This window comes from Flavobacterium maritimum, from assembly GCF_040049085.1.
GTDB lineage: Bacteria > Bacteroidota > Bacteroidia > Flavobacteriales > Flavobacteriaceae > Flavobacterium > Flavobacterium maritimum.
The window spans coordinates 87867-103779 of the sequence record NZ_JBDLZY010000008.1; the positions used below are offsets into that span (position 1 = coordinate 87867).

A 15913-nucleotide genomic window follows, 5' to 3' on the forward strand; every position below is an offset into this window, starting at 1 on the left:
TAAAAAAACAAAACAAAAGCTACAATATTCATCGTTACAATCCCATTATTTCAGTTAAACTACTGTTTTTAAACTAAATACAGCACTACGAATAACAGATTATCAAACAACAAACCCTTTTAGAACTCATGCTCTAAAAGGGTTTATATTATCAAAAATAAATTTGTTTTACTTCACAAACTCAACAGCTTTATCTAAAGCCTCTTGAATTCCATCTGCATTTTTACCTCCGGCAGTAGCAAAAAATGGTTGTCCACCACCTCCTCCTTGGATAAATTTACCCAATTCACGAACTACTTGTCCGGCATTTAATTTTTTATCCGCTACTAATTCTTTCGAAATATAACAGGTTAACATTGGTTTTCCTTCTTCGGCTGTAGCCAAAACTAAAAAGATGTTTTTCCCTAAGTTCCCTAATTCGTAAGCCAGGTCTTTTGCTCCTTCTGGATTCAAATCAACTTGCTTTGCCAAGAATTGAACACCGTTGATTTCCTGTAATTCTTTCGCTAAATCAGATTTCATGTTTTTGGCTTTATCCTTCAATAAAGACTCCAACTGTTTTTTCAATTTAGCATTTTCTTCCTGTAATGAAACAACCGCTTTTATAGGATCTTGCGCGTTTTTCAACACACTGTTTATTTGCTTTAATTTTTCTGCCTGATTGGCAAAATATTCTTTTACTGCAGTAGATGTAATTGCTTCAATACGACGAATTCCAGCGGCAACAGCTCCTTCACTAACAATTTTAAAATGCCATATATCAGCTGTGTTATTCACATGGATTCCACCACACAACTCCATACTGTCACCAAATTTTATAGCACGCACCGAATCTCCGTATTTCTCTCCAAACAATGCCATAGCACCTTCTGCCACTGCTTGGGCAAAAGGAACATTTCGTCTTTCTATTAATGGTAATTGTTCTTGAATTCTGGCATTCACAAAATCTTCTACCTGTTGCAATTCTTCCTCAGTTACTTTAGAGAAATGAGAAAAGTCAAATCGCAAACTTCTGGCATTTACCAGAGATCCTTTTTGTTCCACATGCGTTCCTAAAATAGAACGCAATGCCTGATGCATCAAATGCGTTGCCGAGTGATTAGCTGCAGATCTTTCTCTGATAGTCAAATCTACTACCGCTTTAAACTTTTCAGTTAAATTGGTTGGTAAATCTTTAGTAAAATGTATAATCAGATTGTTTTCTTTTTTGGTATCTATAATATAAATAACATCTCCATTTGACGTTTGGAAATACCCTCTATCCCCAACTTGTCCACCGCCTTCAGCATAAAATGGAGTCATATTGAAAACCAATTGATAAATATCACCGTCTTTAGCGCTTTCCACTTTTCTGTAACGGGTAATTTTCACATCCGCCTCAACATGGTCGTACCCAATAAATTCCTCTTCCTCATCATCAATCAATATTTGCCAATCTCCTGCTTTTACTTTTGAAGCGGCACGGGAACGTTCTTTTTGTTTTTGCAATTCTGATTCGAAAGCAGCTTCGTCTAAAGACAATCCTTTTTCAGATAAGATCAAAGCCGTTAAATCGATTGGAAAACCGTAAGTATCATACAATTCAAAAGCTTTTTTTCCTGAAATTATACTTTCATTAGAATTAGCAATAATATTGTCCAATAAAACTAGACCTTGGTCCAAAGTACGTAAAAACGAATTTTCTTCTTCTTTAATTACAATCGAACAAAGTGCTTTTTGCGAAGTAATCTCAGGAAATGAACCTCCCATTTGCGTACTTAAAGTTTCTACCAACTTGTATATAAAAGGCTCTTTTGTATTTAAGAATGTAAAACCATAACGAATCGCACGACGTAAAATTCTACGAATCACATAACCGGCTCCGGTATTAGAAGGCAATTGTCCATCAGCAATGGCAAAAGCAACGGCACGAACGTGATCAGCAATAACACGAATCGCGATATTTACTTTTTCTTCTTCTTCATTATCCGCTTTGATGGTATATTTTGCTCCGGTAATCGTTTCAATTTCCCTGATTAGCGGTGTAAAAACATCTGTATCATAATTAGACTGAACACCTTGTAAAACCATACATAATCTTTCGAAACCCATTCCGGTATCAACGTGTTGCGCAGGTAATTTTTCAAGAGAACCGTCCGCTTTACGATTAAACTCCATGAATACATTGTTCCAGATTTCCACAACATGCGGATGATCATTATTCACTAAATCTTTCCCTGAAATCAACGCTTTTTCTTCGGCAGAACGAATGTCAACGTGAATTTCTGAACATGGTCCACAAGGTCCTTGATCACCCATTTCCCAGAAATTGTCTTTTTTATTCCCTAAAAGGATTCGGTCTTCAGAAATTAAGGTTTTCCAAATATCATAAGCTTCCTGATCAAAAGGTACGTTTTCTTCTTCGCTTCCTTCAAAAACGGTTACATATAAAATATCTTTATCAATTTTATACACTTCGGTCAATAGTTCCCAAGCCCAGTTAATCGCTTCTTTTTTGAAATAATCACCAAAAGACCAGTTTCCTAACATCTCAAACATGGTATGATGATAGGTATCAATTCCTACTTCTTCCAAGTCATTGTGTTTTCCTGATACGCGTAAACATTTTTGGGTATCGGCTATTCTGGCACTTTTGGGAGTGGCATTGCCTAAAAAATATTCTTTAAACTGGGCCATTCCCGAATTGTTAAACATCAGGGTTGGATCATCCTTAAGAACGATTGGTGCAGATGGAACAATTAAATGTCCTTTGCTTTGAAAAAAATCCAGAAATTGTTTACGTACGTCTTGTGATTTCATTTTTACTGTTTATTCGGTTATTTGTTAATTTGGTTAATTGGTTGTATCGAATAAACGAATAACCAAACCAACGAATCAACTTTTTTTTTGCCCCAGATGCAGTGGAAAGCTTCGAAATTTATCCATCTATTTTTTCTTGAGGTGGCAGAGCGACCAAAGGAAGCTCCTGCTGGCTCATTAGAAAAAATGATTTATAAATGAGAACTTGCAACGAATAGCTGGATTAGGCTCATTAATTTATTTATTATTGAAAAAAAGATGGAACAAATGAAACATTTATTAAATTTGTTGGACTAACCTTTTTCCAAGGTGCAAAAATAGGGTATTTTAAAATATGTCGAAAGTAAAATATTATTACGATTCCGAAAATCTGGCGTATCGAAAAATTAGAACCAGAAAAAGAAAAAAAATTGGTGTCGTTGCCTTGTTTATACTGGCTTCTGCATTATTTGGTTTCTTAAGTTTCATTATTTTATTAAATACACCTTATTTTGAAACACCAAAAGACCGATTGCAAGCACGTGAAATTGACAATTTGAAGTTGAATTACGCCATTTTAAATAAAAAAATGGATCAGATAAACGCTGTTGTTGAAGCCATTGAAGACCGGGACAATAATTTGTATCGCGTGTACTTCAACAAATCGGCCATTCCGGATGAGGAACGAAAAGCAGGTATTGGCGGTGTAAATCGTTATGCTGCTTTAGAAGGATACGACAACTCACAGCTGGTTATCAATACCACAAAAAGAATCGATGTTCTGAGTAAAGAATTATCCGTACAATCCAAATCATTGGATGACATTTTTAAGCTTGCTAAGGCAAAAGATAAATTATTGTCAGCCATCCCTGCCATTCAGCCAGTACGAAACGAAAATTTAAAACGGATGGCGTCAGGTTTTGGGTATCGTGCGGATCCTTTTACGAAGGTAAGAAAAATGCATGAAGGCATGGATTTCACAGCAAAAACGGGCACTCCCATTTATGCAACAGGCGACGGAGTTGTCGCAAAAGCTGACAACACAGCCTCTGGTTTTGGAAACCATATTGTTATTCGGCATGGATTTGGTTACGAAACTTTGTACGCTCATTTGAGCAAATATAAAGCAAGGGCCGGCCAAAGAGTAAAACGAGGGGATATTATAGGATATGTGGGAAGTACCGGAAGATCGGAAGGACCACATTTACATTATGAAGTACATAAAGATGGAAAAGTAGTTAATCCTCTAAATTTTTATTACGGAAACATTTCGGCAGTCGAATATGTGGCTATTGCACAATTGGCTAACCAGGAAAACCAATCATTAGACTAATCATTTGAAAAAGTTTTCAAAGATCAGTTTTTAGAGATTAGGCGGAGATTAAAAAAATATTCAAATAAAAAAATAATATGCATATTGAACTTTCTAAAGACAAAAGGTATTACAGCATAGGAGAAGTTGCGAAAGCATTTGACGTGAATGCTTCGCTGATTCGTTTTTGGGACAATGAATTTGATATTCTGAAACCAAAGAAGAATGCCAAAGGAAACAGAATGTTCACCCCGGAAGATGTGAAGAATTTACAATTGATTTATCATTTAGTAAAAGAAAGAGGTTTTACCCTTGAAGGCGCCAAAACCCATCTGAAAGAGGGGCAAAAGAAAACACTGGATAAGTTTGAGATTATCCGAAAACTGGAAACTATACGAACACAATTAACAAATATTAAAAATCAGCTATAGATTGTTGATTTAAGATTTAGAATAAAACAATAAATAAACTTTAAAATCAAACAAACATGAAAAGATTTTTGCCTTGGATTATCGGAGCAGTACTAATTTTAGGAATTTACGGCTGGGCTTCTGGAATTTATAATAAAGCAATGACACTTGAACAAGCTGTAAAAGAAAGTTGGGGTAACGTTCAAACTTCTTACCAAAGAAGGAATGACCTTATCGGAAACTTAGTAAATACCGTAAAAGGAGCTGCTGATTTCGAAAAAAGCACTTTAACAGCTGTTATAGAAGCGCGTGCCAAAGCCACTGCAGTAACGATTGACCCAACTAACATTACTCCGGAACAATTAACCGCATTCAATTCGGCTCAAAGTGGTGTAACCAGTTCTTTGTCTAAATTATTAGTATCTGTAGAACGTTATCCTGATTTGAAAGCCAATGCTAATTTTTTGAAATTACAAGACGAATTGGCTAGTACAGAAAATCAAATCTTGACGGCCCGCACCCGTTTTAATGAAGCTGTTAAACCGTACAACAACAATATCCTAACTTTTCCAAGAAACATATTCGCAAAAATGTATGGACTTAAAGAAAAACCATATTTTGAAGCTGCTGTAGGTGCTGAAAAACCAGTTGAAGTAAAATTCTAATTTAAAAACCATGTCAAAAGTAGAAGATTTTTTAACCAAAGAAGAAGAACAAGAAATTGTTGAGGCTATTCGCACGGCTGAAAAAAATACTTCTGGCGAAATTAGAGTTCATATAGAAAAAACAACTTCCAAAGCACCTTTTGACAGGGCTTTGGAAGTTTTTCATGAATTAAGAATGGATGAAACCGAACTTCAAAATGGAGTTTTAATTTATTTGGCTGTTGAAGACCATCATTTTGTAATTTGCGGTGACAAGGGGATTAATGATGTGGTTCCAGGTGATTTTTGGGATTGCACAAAAGAAATCATGGGAACCCATTTTAAAAATGGAAATTTCAAGCAAGGTCTTATCGATGGTATTCTTAGAGCCGGAGAACAGTTACGCAACCATTTTCCTTGGATAGAAGGAGATGCCAATGAATTATCAAACGAAATATCTAAAGGATAATGTTTTTACAAAAAAAAAATACCCCGGCTTTCCTTACGCTACTAATTTGCTTTTTATTTACACAAATCAGTTTTGCCCAGTTCGACATTCCTGAAAAACCTGCATTTCAAACCAGTGTTTACGATTATGCTAATGTTTTAAGTGCAACCGAAAAAGCACAGTTAGAAGAAAAACTCATCAAATATTCTGATTCAACCACTACTCAAATTGTGGTGATTACCATCGAAAGCCTTAAAGGGGAAGATATTGGTATTCTTACTCCAAAGTGGGGACATACCTGGGGCATTGGTGGAACCGAAAAAAATGACAATGGTGTTATTATCTTATTGGCAAAAGCCGAAAGAAAAATATGGATTTCTGCCGGTTATGGTTTAGAAGATCGACTGACTGCCGGAATTGGAGGAGAAATCACCCGAAACATTATTATTCCAGAATTTAAAGCGGGCAGTTATTACAAAGGTTTAGACAAAGGAACCGATGCGATAATTGATGTTTTTAAAGGGAAATACAAAGGCGAACGCAAGCAAACCAAAGAAAAAGGATTTCCAATTTTACCTCTTATTGTTATTGTTGTTATTATTCTTGTTCTCATTTCAAGAAATAAAAACAGTGGTGGCAACTCAGGTCACAGAGGCGGCGGACCAAGCTTATTAGATGTTATTATTCTGAGTAGCCTTGGCAGAAACAGTGGCGGAGGAGGATTTGGCGGTTCATCAGGCGGTGGATTTGGTGGCGGTGGAGGCGGCTTCGGCGGTGGATTTGGCGGCGGAGGTTTCTCTGGCGGTGGATCCGGTGGAGATTGGTAGTTTTTAGTATTTAAACACTTTGAAAAATTTGTTTCACAGTACCACCCATTAGCGACCGTATATTTCTCATCAATATTCAATATGGAGAGTTTCTTTCAATTATGAATAAAATAGTTTAAGTTTGTTTTTCCTTCCTGCTGATATCTTGAAGGAAAAATTAATTAAAATTATCAGTCTAAATAAATTAATTACCTTATAATGCTGTCACATAAAACCAAATACGCCCTTAAAGCACTACTCTATCTCGCAGAAAAAGAGGAAGGGCATATTGCCAGAACTATAGAAATTGCTGAAGGAGCCAATATCCCTAAAAAGTTTTTGGAACAAATTTTATTGGATCTGAAAAGGGGACATTTTGTTGGGAGTAAACAAGGCAAATTTGGCGGTTATTATCTGCTTAAATCAAAAAACACGATCACTTTAGCAGACATTCACCGTTTATTTGATGGTGCAATTGCATTACTTCCTTGCGCCTCATTAAATTTTTACGAGCCCTGTTTGGATTGTAAAACCGAGTCAGAATGTACATTAAGACACGGTTTAATAGCCATTCGAGAAAAAACTTTGGCTGCTATGGAAAGCATTACTATTGCCTCGTTGGTAGAAAAATAAAATATTTTTTGCTATACTCTACTATTTTAATAGAATTTATATATATTTGCAGCAGATTTAATACCGAAAATATAAACCAAAATTAAAAAGTATGAAAGCATACCAATCCAAATTCATTGTAACAGATGGAGCATCCTTAAAGAACCAACCACAAACATATAATAATGGTATTTCAAGTATGTGCATGTGTTAGTAAAAAAAATTTAAATTAAATTCTACTAATTACATATAATATACAAAATAATGAGAATTACTTACACCAATTATACAAAAACGATTTCAAGTCTATTACTATTATTTATCATTTCCTCTTCATATGCACAAACTGCCGTAAAAGGAATCATAAATGACAGCCAAAACTCTCCTTTAGCAGGCGCCAATATTGTCTTGAAAGGAACAAAATACAATACTACTGCAGACGCCAACGGTAACTTCACAATTGAAACAGCTGAAAAACTACCCTTCACTCTTATTGCACAATACGTTGGTTACAAATCCAAAGAAGTAATTATTACTGAACTATCAGATGCGCCTTTAAACATAAGTCTTACCGAAGACAACATGCTGGTTGAAGTTGTTATTACCTCCAGACGTCGTATAGAAAAAGCACAAAACGTTCCTATCCCTATTTCGGTAGTGACTGGTGCCCAAGCAGAACAAGTAGGTGCCTTTAATGTTAACCGTTTGAAGGAATTAGTTCCATCTGTACAACTATACTCGTCAAATCCGAGAAACACAACTATTAATATTCGAGGTCTGGGCTCCACTTTTGGACTTACAAATGACGGAGTAGATCCAGGTGTAGGTTTTTATGTTGATGGTGTTTATTACGCCCGTCCAGCTGCTACAACTCTCGATTTTATAGATGTGGAACAAATTGAAGTGCTCCGTGGACCGCAAGGAACATTGTTTGGTAAAAACACGACTGCTGGTGCGTTTAACATCACCACTCGAAAACCAAGTTTTACTGCCGGTGCGAACTTCGAGCTTAGCTATGGAAATTATGGGTTTCTACAGGCGAAGAGCTCGATTACAGGAGCGATTAGTAAAAAAATTGCAGGACGACTCTCTTTCTCAGGCACACAGCGTGATGGTCTGATTGACAAGATTGCAACAGGAAAAGCCGTAAATGATCTTAACAATCAAGGAATTCGAGGACAATTACTTTTCAAACCTACTGATAATACAGACATCACCTTGGCTGCAGATTTTTCGCGTCAACGCCCAGATGGTTATGCACAAGTAGTAGCAGGTGTTGCCCCTACAAAACGCGCACCTTACAGACAATTCGATCAAATTATCGCAGATCTTAATTACACGCTTCCAAGTCTAAATGCCTTTGATCGCAAGATTGATCATGACACACCTTGGCGCTCCGGACAAGAATTGGGTGGGGTATCTCTTAACATAGAAACAAAAATTGGAGAAGGCACATTAACTTCAACGACCGCTTGGCGTTATTGGAACTGGGATCCATCTAATGACAGGGATTTTACAGGACTTCCGGTCTTACAACTGTCACAAGCCACATCAAAACACCAGCAATTCTCTCAAGAAGTTCGCTATGCTGGAGAATTCTCTTCCCGTTTAAGTGGAGTCGCAGGTATATTTGCTATAGGACAGGGGCTTAAAACGGATCCTTATCATATTGAAGAATCAGGTTCGGCACAATGGAGATTTTCTCAAAGTACACTTAGTCCATTATGGCAGACTCCTGGTCTATTTGACGGATACGGTATCAAAACAGAATCTACCCTAAACACCTTCAGTGGAGCTATTTTCGGCCAATTAGATTGGGCCATTACCGATCGCTTACACCTATTGCCTGGTTTAAGATACAATTACGACAATAAAGAAGTTGAGTATGACCGTAAGACTTATGGAGGTTTACAAACAAACGATCCGGCTTTGATAGCATTGAAAAAATTAGTTTATAGCGATCAGGCTTTCGAAGCAAAAGTTGACGACACTAACTTTTCAGGAAATTTAACATTAGCGTATAAAGCCACAGACCGTATCAATGCCTTTGCTATCTATGCAAAGAGTTACAAACCGGTTGGTGTCAACTTAGGAGGTCTGCCTACAGCTAATGGAGAACCGATACTAGAACTAGCTGTAATAAAACCAGAAGAAGTAAACCACTTTGAAATAGGAGTAAAAACCACACCGTTTGACAGAACGATACTAAACTTAACTGCTTTTAATACCGAAATCAAAGATTATCAAACACAGGTACAATCACCAGAATTGGGAGTAAATCGTGGTTATCTTGCCAATGCTGAAAAAGTACGTGTACGAGGTGCTGAATTGGATGCAAGCGTCACAGCTAGTGAACACCTGTCATTCACCGCAGCGTTATCCTATACCGAAGGAATATACGTTAGCTTTAAAAATGCCCCTTTACCTTTAGAAGAAACTGGCTCTGCGGTATCATTTAAGGATATTTCGGGAAGTGATTTACCTGGGATTTCAAGATGGGCAGGTACTTTGGGAGGTGAATTTTCTGACTCTGGAAAATTTTTCGGAAACTTAGGAAAATATTTCGTGGCGATTGATTCCTATGCCCGTTCATCATTTTCATCAAGTGCATCCCCTTCAAAATATCTGGTAATTGACTCGTATGCCTTAATCAATGGCAGAATCGGTTTCCGTGCATCAGAAGGGTTGACAGTTTTCTTTTGGGGTCGCAACCTTTTAGACAAGGATTATTACGAACAATTACTGCCAGCAGCTGGAAATGCTGGACACTATGCTGGTGTGTTAGGAGATCAAAGAACTTTCGGAATTACACTTCGATATTCTTTATAATACTTTCACACAGTAAAAAATACATTCAAAACTAATAAAAACAGAACCCTAACAATTAATTCTTTAGGGTTCTATTTTTCTTTTTTTTAAAACAATAATGTAGCATTTATTAAAATTCAATAAATGAAAAAACAATAAAAACGTAAGAAAACAAGTAGAAATTAACCTTGTCATTCTTGACAAAAAAGGATTAAGAAACATAAAAACAAAATACAGCCTATAGTTTTTATAGAGTTTATGTAAATTTGCAAAAATTGAAATAAACTTCATGAAAACCATTAGATTCCTTTTCTTGTTACTTGGATGCTTCGTTTCCCGGGCGCAAACCGAAAAAAATGTAGATCATCAAAGCCTGCTTTGGACACGATATTACAACCATTTAACAATAAACAATAGATGGTCTCTACATTCTGAATTTGACAATAGGATTTTCATAAATCCTGTTGAACAAAATCTATATGAGGTACGAGTACAAGGACGGTATAAAATCAACGAGCAATTAGAAGCCGGTGCAGGCTTCGCTTATTTCTCTGTAGCTACCCAAGACCCTGAAATCACTTATGATTTTAATGTACCGGAATATAGAGGGCAACAAGATATTATATGGAAACAAGATCTGGGTAAAGTTATATTGGGTCAACGATTTCAAATAGAAGAACGTTTTTTTCACAATGCCAATAAGGACGGTTTGCTATCAGGAACAACTTTTTTCTGGAGATTCAGATACCGTATTCAAGCGGAATATTTCTGTTGGAAAAAAGAAAATCAGTTTTTAAAAGCCATTTTATCAGATGAAATAATGATTAATGCCGGAGAGAAAATTGTTAAAAACACATTTGACCAAAACAGGATTTATGCCGCCTTGCACTATGGCATCAACAAAAATATTGCATTCGAGTTGGGTTATTTAAACAGTTTTCAACAACGTGCAAGCGGAGTTGATTATTTCAATCGGGACATCATACGATTTACACTTTTTCATAAAATAAAAATAAAAAAAACTCAGAAGTCAGACAAACCAACAAATGAGAAGGTTTTGGAGAATCCTGCTCCAAAGTAAAGTTACTCTATTCTGTTTTTAGTTTATGTTTATTATGAAAACACGCTATTATTTCTTAAAAAGCATACTACCCAAAAACAGATATCAAAATGAGTACAGAAAAACAAAATTATACTTTATTTGACTTAATAAAGTATTTTCTTAAACTGGGCACAACAGGTTTTGGCGGTCCCGTTGCTTTGGTCAATTATATGCAACGAGACTTAGTTGAAAACAAAAAATGGATTAATGAATCCGATTTTAAGGAAGGCCTCGCTCTTTCTCAATTAGCCCCTGGTCCATTGGCCGCACAATTAGGAATCTACATTGGTTATGTGCACTACGGCGTTTTGGGCGCAACAGTTTCCGGATTAGCATTTGTTTTACCCTCATTTATCATGGTAGTTTTATTAGGCATTGCCTATCAGGAGTATGGAGGTTTGCCATGGATGCAAGCTGTCTTTTACGGGATAAGTGCAGCTGTTATTGGTATCATTGTTTTAAGTTCCTACAAGCTCACCATCAAATCAATTAGCAAATTTGAAATCTCAGGGCTAAAAAATAATTGGATTCTTTGGGTTTTTTATCTCTCATCAGTTGTTTTAACGGCAGTCACACAAAAAGAAGAAGTGCTTTTATTTGTTGTTTTAGGCTTTATCTATATGGTTGTCAAAGCCCCACCAGAATGGGTAAAGCGTCCAAAAACAGCCTCTTATTTCTTATTACCCACAGCAGGTTTTTTTACCGTCGAGCTCGGAAAATTAGGAGATCTCGCTTGGTTTTTCACTAAAGCCGGAGCATTTGTTTTTGGAAGCGGACTCGCTATCGTCCCTTTTTTACATGGTGGTGTTGTTGATGAGTACAGATGGCTTACGGAGAATCAATTTGTCGATGCTGTCGCAGTAGCAATGATTACTCCCGGACCAGTTGTTATAACAGTTGGGTTTATTGGCTATTTAACCGCAGGTTTTACCGGCGCTTGTGTTGCTGCCCTGGCCACCTTCCTTCCCTGTTACCTGTTTACCGTCATTCCTGCTCCCTATTTCAAGAAAATTGCACAAAACAAAAGTATAAAAGCCTTTGTGGACGGAATCACGGCTGCGGTCATTGGCGCTCTTGTTGGGGCTGTCATAGTAATTGCTACACGATCCATTATTGATCTGCCAACAGCACTCATTGCTATTGGAACAGTTTTAATTTTGATTTATACTAAAAAGCTACAAGAGCCACAAATCATAGGTATAGCAGCTCTTTTGGGGATTTTACTCAAGCTGTTTTAGTCTCATTAAAAACCAATCCTAAATCACGAGAGCTTATCACTCTAATTTTAAGTTTTTATTAGTGATGGCTTAACTATCTTTTAGATATATCTAATGTAACTTTAATAGAAAAAGATAGCGCCATGAAAAAAATAGCAATTAAACTGGTGTGGTTTACCACCGTTTATGTTTTTGTTTTTGCTGGTTTAGTTCAAACTAATGCCCCTATAGCGATATTAATGCTTTTGTATGGCATAGGTATTCTTTTAATTCTATTTATGGTTTATGCAGTACTGCATGATGATTACAAAACCACAAAAACTTTTAAGGATTGGTATAATAACTATTAGATAACTTCAGAAGAAGAAAATTAGAACTACGCCTCATTTACAGATACATTTTAAACCAAAAAATCCCGATTACTCGGGATTTTCTTTTTATTTCTCTCTGATATAAATATCGATTGGCACTCCTGAAAAGTCCCATTTTTCTCTAATCTTATTCTCCAGATAACGTTTGTAAGGTTCTTTTACGTATTGTGGCATATTGGCAAAAAACACGAACTGTGGTGTTGGTGTCGGCAACTGCATACAATATTTAATTTTCACATATTTCCCTTTGGTTGCCGGTGGCGGATAAGCCTCGATAACCTTCAACATGTATTCATTGAATTTTGAAGTTGGAATACGTTGTTGTCTGTTTTCATACACCTGAACAGTCGCTTCCAAAGCTTTTAACAAACGTTGTTTGGTCAAAGCAGAAACAAAAAGAATCGGCACATCCGTAAATGGCATTAACTCTTTTCTGATTTTCTCTTCGTAATCTCTGGTAGACATGGTATCTTTTTCAACCAAATCCCATTTGTTTACCAAAATCACAACTCCTTTTCGGTTTTTCTCTGCCAGCCAAAAAATACTTTGGTCCTGCCCTTCAAATCCACGGGTTGCGTCAATAATTAGTATACATATATCGGCATGTTCAATTGCACGAACGGAACGCATTACAGAATAAAACTCTAAATCTTCTTTTACTTTGGCTTTACGACGAATTCCGGCTGTATCCACCAAGTTGAATTCAAAACCAAAACGGTCAAATTTAGTATCAATGGCATCACGGGTAGTTCCTGCTATATCCGTAACTATATATCTGTCTTTTCCAATCAAGGCGTTGATAAAACTGGATTTCCCAGCATTCGGACGACCTACAACGGCAAAACGAGGCAAAACCACTTCTTCTTCAGCTGGCTCTGGTTTTTCAGGAAAAGCATCAATCAAGGCATCCAATAAATCCCCTGTTCCACTTCCTGATATACTCGCAAATGTAAAATATTCACCAAGACCAAGGTTGTAAAACTCAACCGCATCTTTCTCACGCATGGCGTTATCTACCTTGTTCACTGCCAATAAAACGGGCTTAGTCACTTTACGTAACAATTTTGCAACCGCATCATCCATTGGTGTGATCCCTTCTTCAACATCAACCACAAAAATAATTACATCGGCCTCATCGATAGCCAATTCTACTTGTTTACGGATTTCGCCTTCAAAAACGTCATCGGATCCACGTACGTATCCCCCAGTATCAATTACAGAAAACTCTTTTCCGTTCCATTCGCTTTTTCCGTAGTTTCTGTCACGGGTAACTCCCGAAACCGAATCCACAATTGCTTCTCTTCTCTGTATCAATCGGTTAAAAAGTGTTGACTTTCCTACGTTTGGTCTACCTACTATGGCTACAATGTTGTTCATAATCCTAAATTCAAATATTTTGCAAAGGTAGTGTTTAATACCATGAATATCAATTTTTTTGATATATTAGCAAAATTGTACCTTTTTAACACCTGAAAATATATAATATGGATACCGATAATGAATTAAGACTCCGTTTACGATTTTACAAAGATGTCAATCAGAACATAGATACTTTGCGTGCTAAATTTGCCCATTACACCCAAATCAAATCGAATGACTACTTTGTAAAAATAAGAGGCTATCACATTTGGTTAAATATAAAAGGAGCTAAAAAAGCCTATTATTCCCCTCATTTACACATCGAATTAGAGAAAAAAAGCGAGACGGAAACACATATTAGAGGCTTGTTTGGGCCCGACCCAACCCTATGGACCTTCTTTATGTTCCTGCACTTTATGGTTGCAGGTGTCTTTTTGATTTTTTCAGGTATTGCGTATTCTGATTATATTCTGAAAAACCCTGTAACTATGGACATAGTAGTGATGGCACTAATGGTCTGCGTTTGGTTTTTATTGTATTTTATAGCCAAACAAATCCGAAAAAACGGCAATACCCAGATGGATTATTTAGAAGGTTTATTCAACGAAATGATTGCATCCTAAATTATTATTAGAAGCTTAATCCAGCTATCCGCTTTATCTTTTCTTGCTTGATGCCAAGCAAGAAAAGGATGCCGCTTCTATCGGGGCTAAAAAAAAATCGTAAAAGACAACTTGTGCTGCTTTTACGATTTTTTTTAGTTTATGACTGATGCGTGAAGGATAGTCGTGGAAATCCTTTTCTTTTTTTCTTTAAAAAAGAAAAGATTGCAACGGATAGCCTGACCCTTTTCGGGGCACGCCCAAAATTTACTGATTGTAACCGAAGCGTTTTAGCATATTGGCATTGCTTCTCCAGTTTTTATTCACTTTAACATACAACTCAATATGAATTTGTTTTCCAAAAAACTTCTCTAAATCGGCACGGGCCTCAGTTCCTACCTTCTTCAAAGCGGCTCCTTTGTGACCAATGATAATCCCTTTTTGGGTATCGCGTTCCACCATAATCAAGGAACGAATGCGAATAATATTCTCATCTTCAAAAAATTCTTCGGTTACGATTTCAACCGCATACGGAATTTCTTTACTGTAGTTTAATAATATTTTCTCACGAATAGTCTCATTTACAAAGAAACGCTCCGGTTTGTCTGTCAATTGATCCTTTGGATAATAAGCAGGTGATTCCGGCAACAGAGAAATGATTCGGCTAAAGACTTCCGGCACATTAAAATTCTGCAAAGCCGATATTGGAAAAATTTCAGCGTTTGGCACTTTAGCAGTCCAGAAAGCCACTTGTTCTTCTAATTGCTCCTGATTTGAATTGTCAATTTTGTTCAACAATAACAAAACAGGGATTTTGGCATGGATAATTTTATTAAAGAAAGCTTCGTCTTTCAACTCTTGCTCACCAATCTCCACCATATAAACTAAAATGTCTGCATCTTCAAAAGCTGATTTAACAAAGTTCATCATCGACTCCTGCATTTCATAAGCGGGTTTGATGATTCCGGGTGTATCCGACAAGATCAATTGAAAATCTTCCCCATTTACAATTCCAAGAATTCTATGACGGGTTGTTTGTGCTTTTGATGTGATTATGGACAATCTTTCACCAACAAACGCATTCATTAGTGTTGATTTCCCAACGTTTGGATTCCCGATTATGTTTACAAAACCTGCTTTATGTGACATTTAAAATATAATTTATGCTGCAAAGGTAGTCATATCAAGTGAATAGACGAAATAAAACATTTTTTTAAATTTTTGTCGAAAGTATCGATTTTCGTCGTATATTTGCACCCGAAACATCGCGGGATAGAGCAGTAGGCAGCTCGTCGGGCTCATAACCCGAAGGTCACAGGTTCGAGTCCTGTTCCCGCTACTAAGAATTTTATTGAAAATACAAACGCACATCGCGGGATAGAGCAGTAGGCAGCTCGTCGGGCTCATAACCCGAAGGTCACAGGTTCGAGTCCTGTTCCCGCTA

At 36.7% G+C, this 15913-nt stretch carries 14 protein-coding genes and 2 tRNA genes; 13 read left to right on the forward strand and 3 right to left on the reverse strand.

Annotation, left to right across the window (positions count from 1 at the left end):
• Positions 1–168: 168 nt before the first annotated feature.
• Positions 169–2799 (reverse strand): alanine--tRNA ligase, encoded by a 2631-nt coding sequence (gene alaS, locus ABEB23_RS16945; protein WP_348813863.1) that lies wholly within the window; start codon positions 2797–2799, stop codon positions 169–171.
• 334 nt (positions 2800–3133) lie between these two features.
• Here alaS and ABEB23_RS16950 point away from each other — a divergent pair, with 334 nt between their 5' ends.
• The 10 genes from ABEB23_RS16950 (at position 3134) to ABEB23_RS16995 (ending at position 12487) form a co-directional block, all read left to right on the forward strand.
• Positions 3134–4111: a M23 family metallopeptidase gene (locus ABEB23_RS16950; RefSeq protein WP_348813864.1), complete on the forward strand. Its 978-nt coding sequence runs from the start codon at positions 3134–3136 to the stop codon at positions 4109–4111.
• Positions 4112–4188: 77 nt separating this feature from the next.
• Positions 4189–4521, forward strand: coding sequence for a MerR family transcriptional regulator (locus ABEB23_RS16955; protein ID WP_348813865.1), 333 nt, complete (start codon positions 4189–4191; stop codon positions 4519–4521).
• 56 nt (positions 4522–4577) lie between these two features.
• A complete protein-coding gene (locus ABEB23_RS16960) occupies positions 4578–5165 on the forward strand; it encodes a LemA family protein (protein ID WP_348813866.1) in 588 nt (195 codons plus the stop codon).
• A gap of 10 nt (positions 5166–5175) precedes the next feature.
• Positions 5176–5613, forward strand: coding sequence for a TPM domain-containing protein (locus tag ABEB23_RS16965; protein ID WP_348813867.1), 438 nt, complete (start codon positions 5176–5178; stop codon positions 5611–5613).
• Entirely contained in the window at positions 5613–6419 is an 807-nt protein-coding gene (locus ABEB23_RS16970) for a TPM domain-containing protein (protein WP_348813868.1), read from the forward strand. Before ABEB23_RS16965 ends, ABEB23_RS16970 begins: the two co-directional genes overlap by 1 nt.
• Positions 6420–6617: 198 nt before the next feature.
• A complete protein-coding gene (locus ABEB23_RS16975) occupies positions 6618–7031 on the forward strand; it encodes an RrF2 family transcriptional regulator (protein ID WP_348813869.1) in 414 nt (137 codons plus the stop codon).
• A gap of 243 nt (positions 7032–7274) precedes the next feature.
• Positions 7275–9839, forward strand: coding sequence for a TonB-dependent receptor (locus ABEB23_RS16980; protein ID WP_348813870.1), 2565 nt, complete (start codon positions 7275–7277; stop codon positions 9837–9839).
• 268 nt (positions 9840–10107) lie between these two features.
• Entirely contained in the window at positions 10108–10899 is a 792-nt protein-coding gene (locus ABEB23_RS16985; protein ID WP_348813871.1) for a DUF2490 domain-containing protein, read from the forward strand.
• 89 nt (positions 10900–10988) lie between these two features.
• Entirely contained in the window at positions 10989–12158 is a 1170-nt protein-coding gene (locus ABEB23_RS16990; protein ID WP_348813873.1) for a chromate transporter, read from the forward strand.
• A 122-nt stretch (positions 12159–12280) separates the two neighbouring features.
• Positions 12281–12487, forward strand: coding sequence for a hypothetical protein (locus tag ABEB23_RS16995; protein ID WP_348813874.1), 207 nt, complete (start codon positions 12281–12283; stop codon positions 12485–12487).
• 87 nt (positions 12488–12574) lie between these two features.
• Here the strand turns inward: ABEB23_RS16995 and der are convergent, their stop codons facing one another.
• A complete protein-coding gene (der, locus tag ABEB23_RS17000; RefSeq protein ID WP_348813875.1) occupies positions 12575–13885 on the reverse strand; it encodes a ribosome biogenesis GTPase Der in 1311 nt (436 codons plus the stop codon).
• A gap of 107 nt (positions 13886–13992) precedes the next feature.
• Between der and ABEB23_RS17005 the strand changes: the two genes are divergently transcribed.
• Positions 13993–14490, forward strand: coding sequence for a hypothetical protein (locus ABEB23_RS17005; RefSeq protein ID WP_348813876.1), 498 nt, complete (start codon positions 13993–13995; stop codon positions 14488–14490).
• Positions 14491–14736: 246 nt separating this feature from the next.
• On the opposite strand, the gene era is transcribed toward ABEB23_RS17005, so the two are convergent.
• A complete protein-coding gene (gene era / locus ABEB23_RS17010) occupies positions 14737–15618 on the reverse strand; it encodes a GTPase Era (RefSeq protein ID WP_348813877.1) in 882 nt (293 codons plus the stop codon).
• 117 nt (positions 15619–15735) lie between these two features.
• Here era and ABEB23_RS17015 point away from each other — a divergent pair.
• A tRNA-Met gene (locus ABEB23_RS17015) sits at positions 15736–15808 on the forward strand.
• Between the two features lie 32 nt (positions 15809–15840).
• Positions 15841–15913, forward strand: a tRNA-Met gene (locus tag ABEB23_RS17020).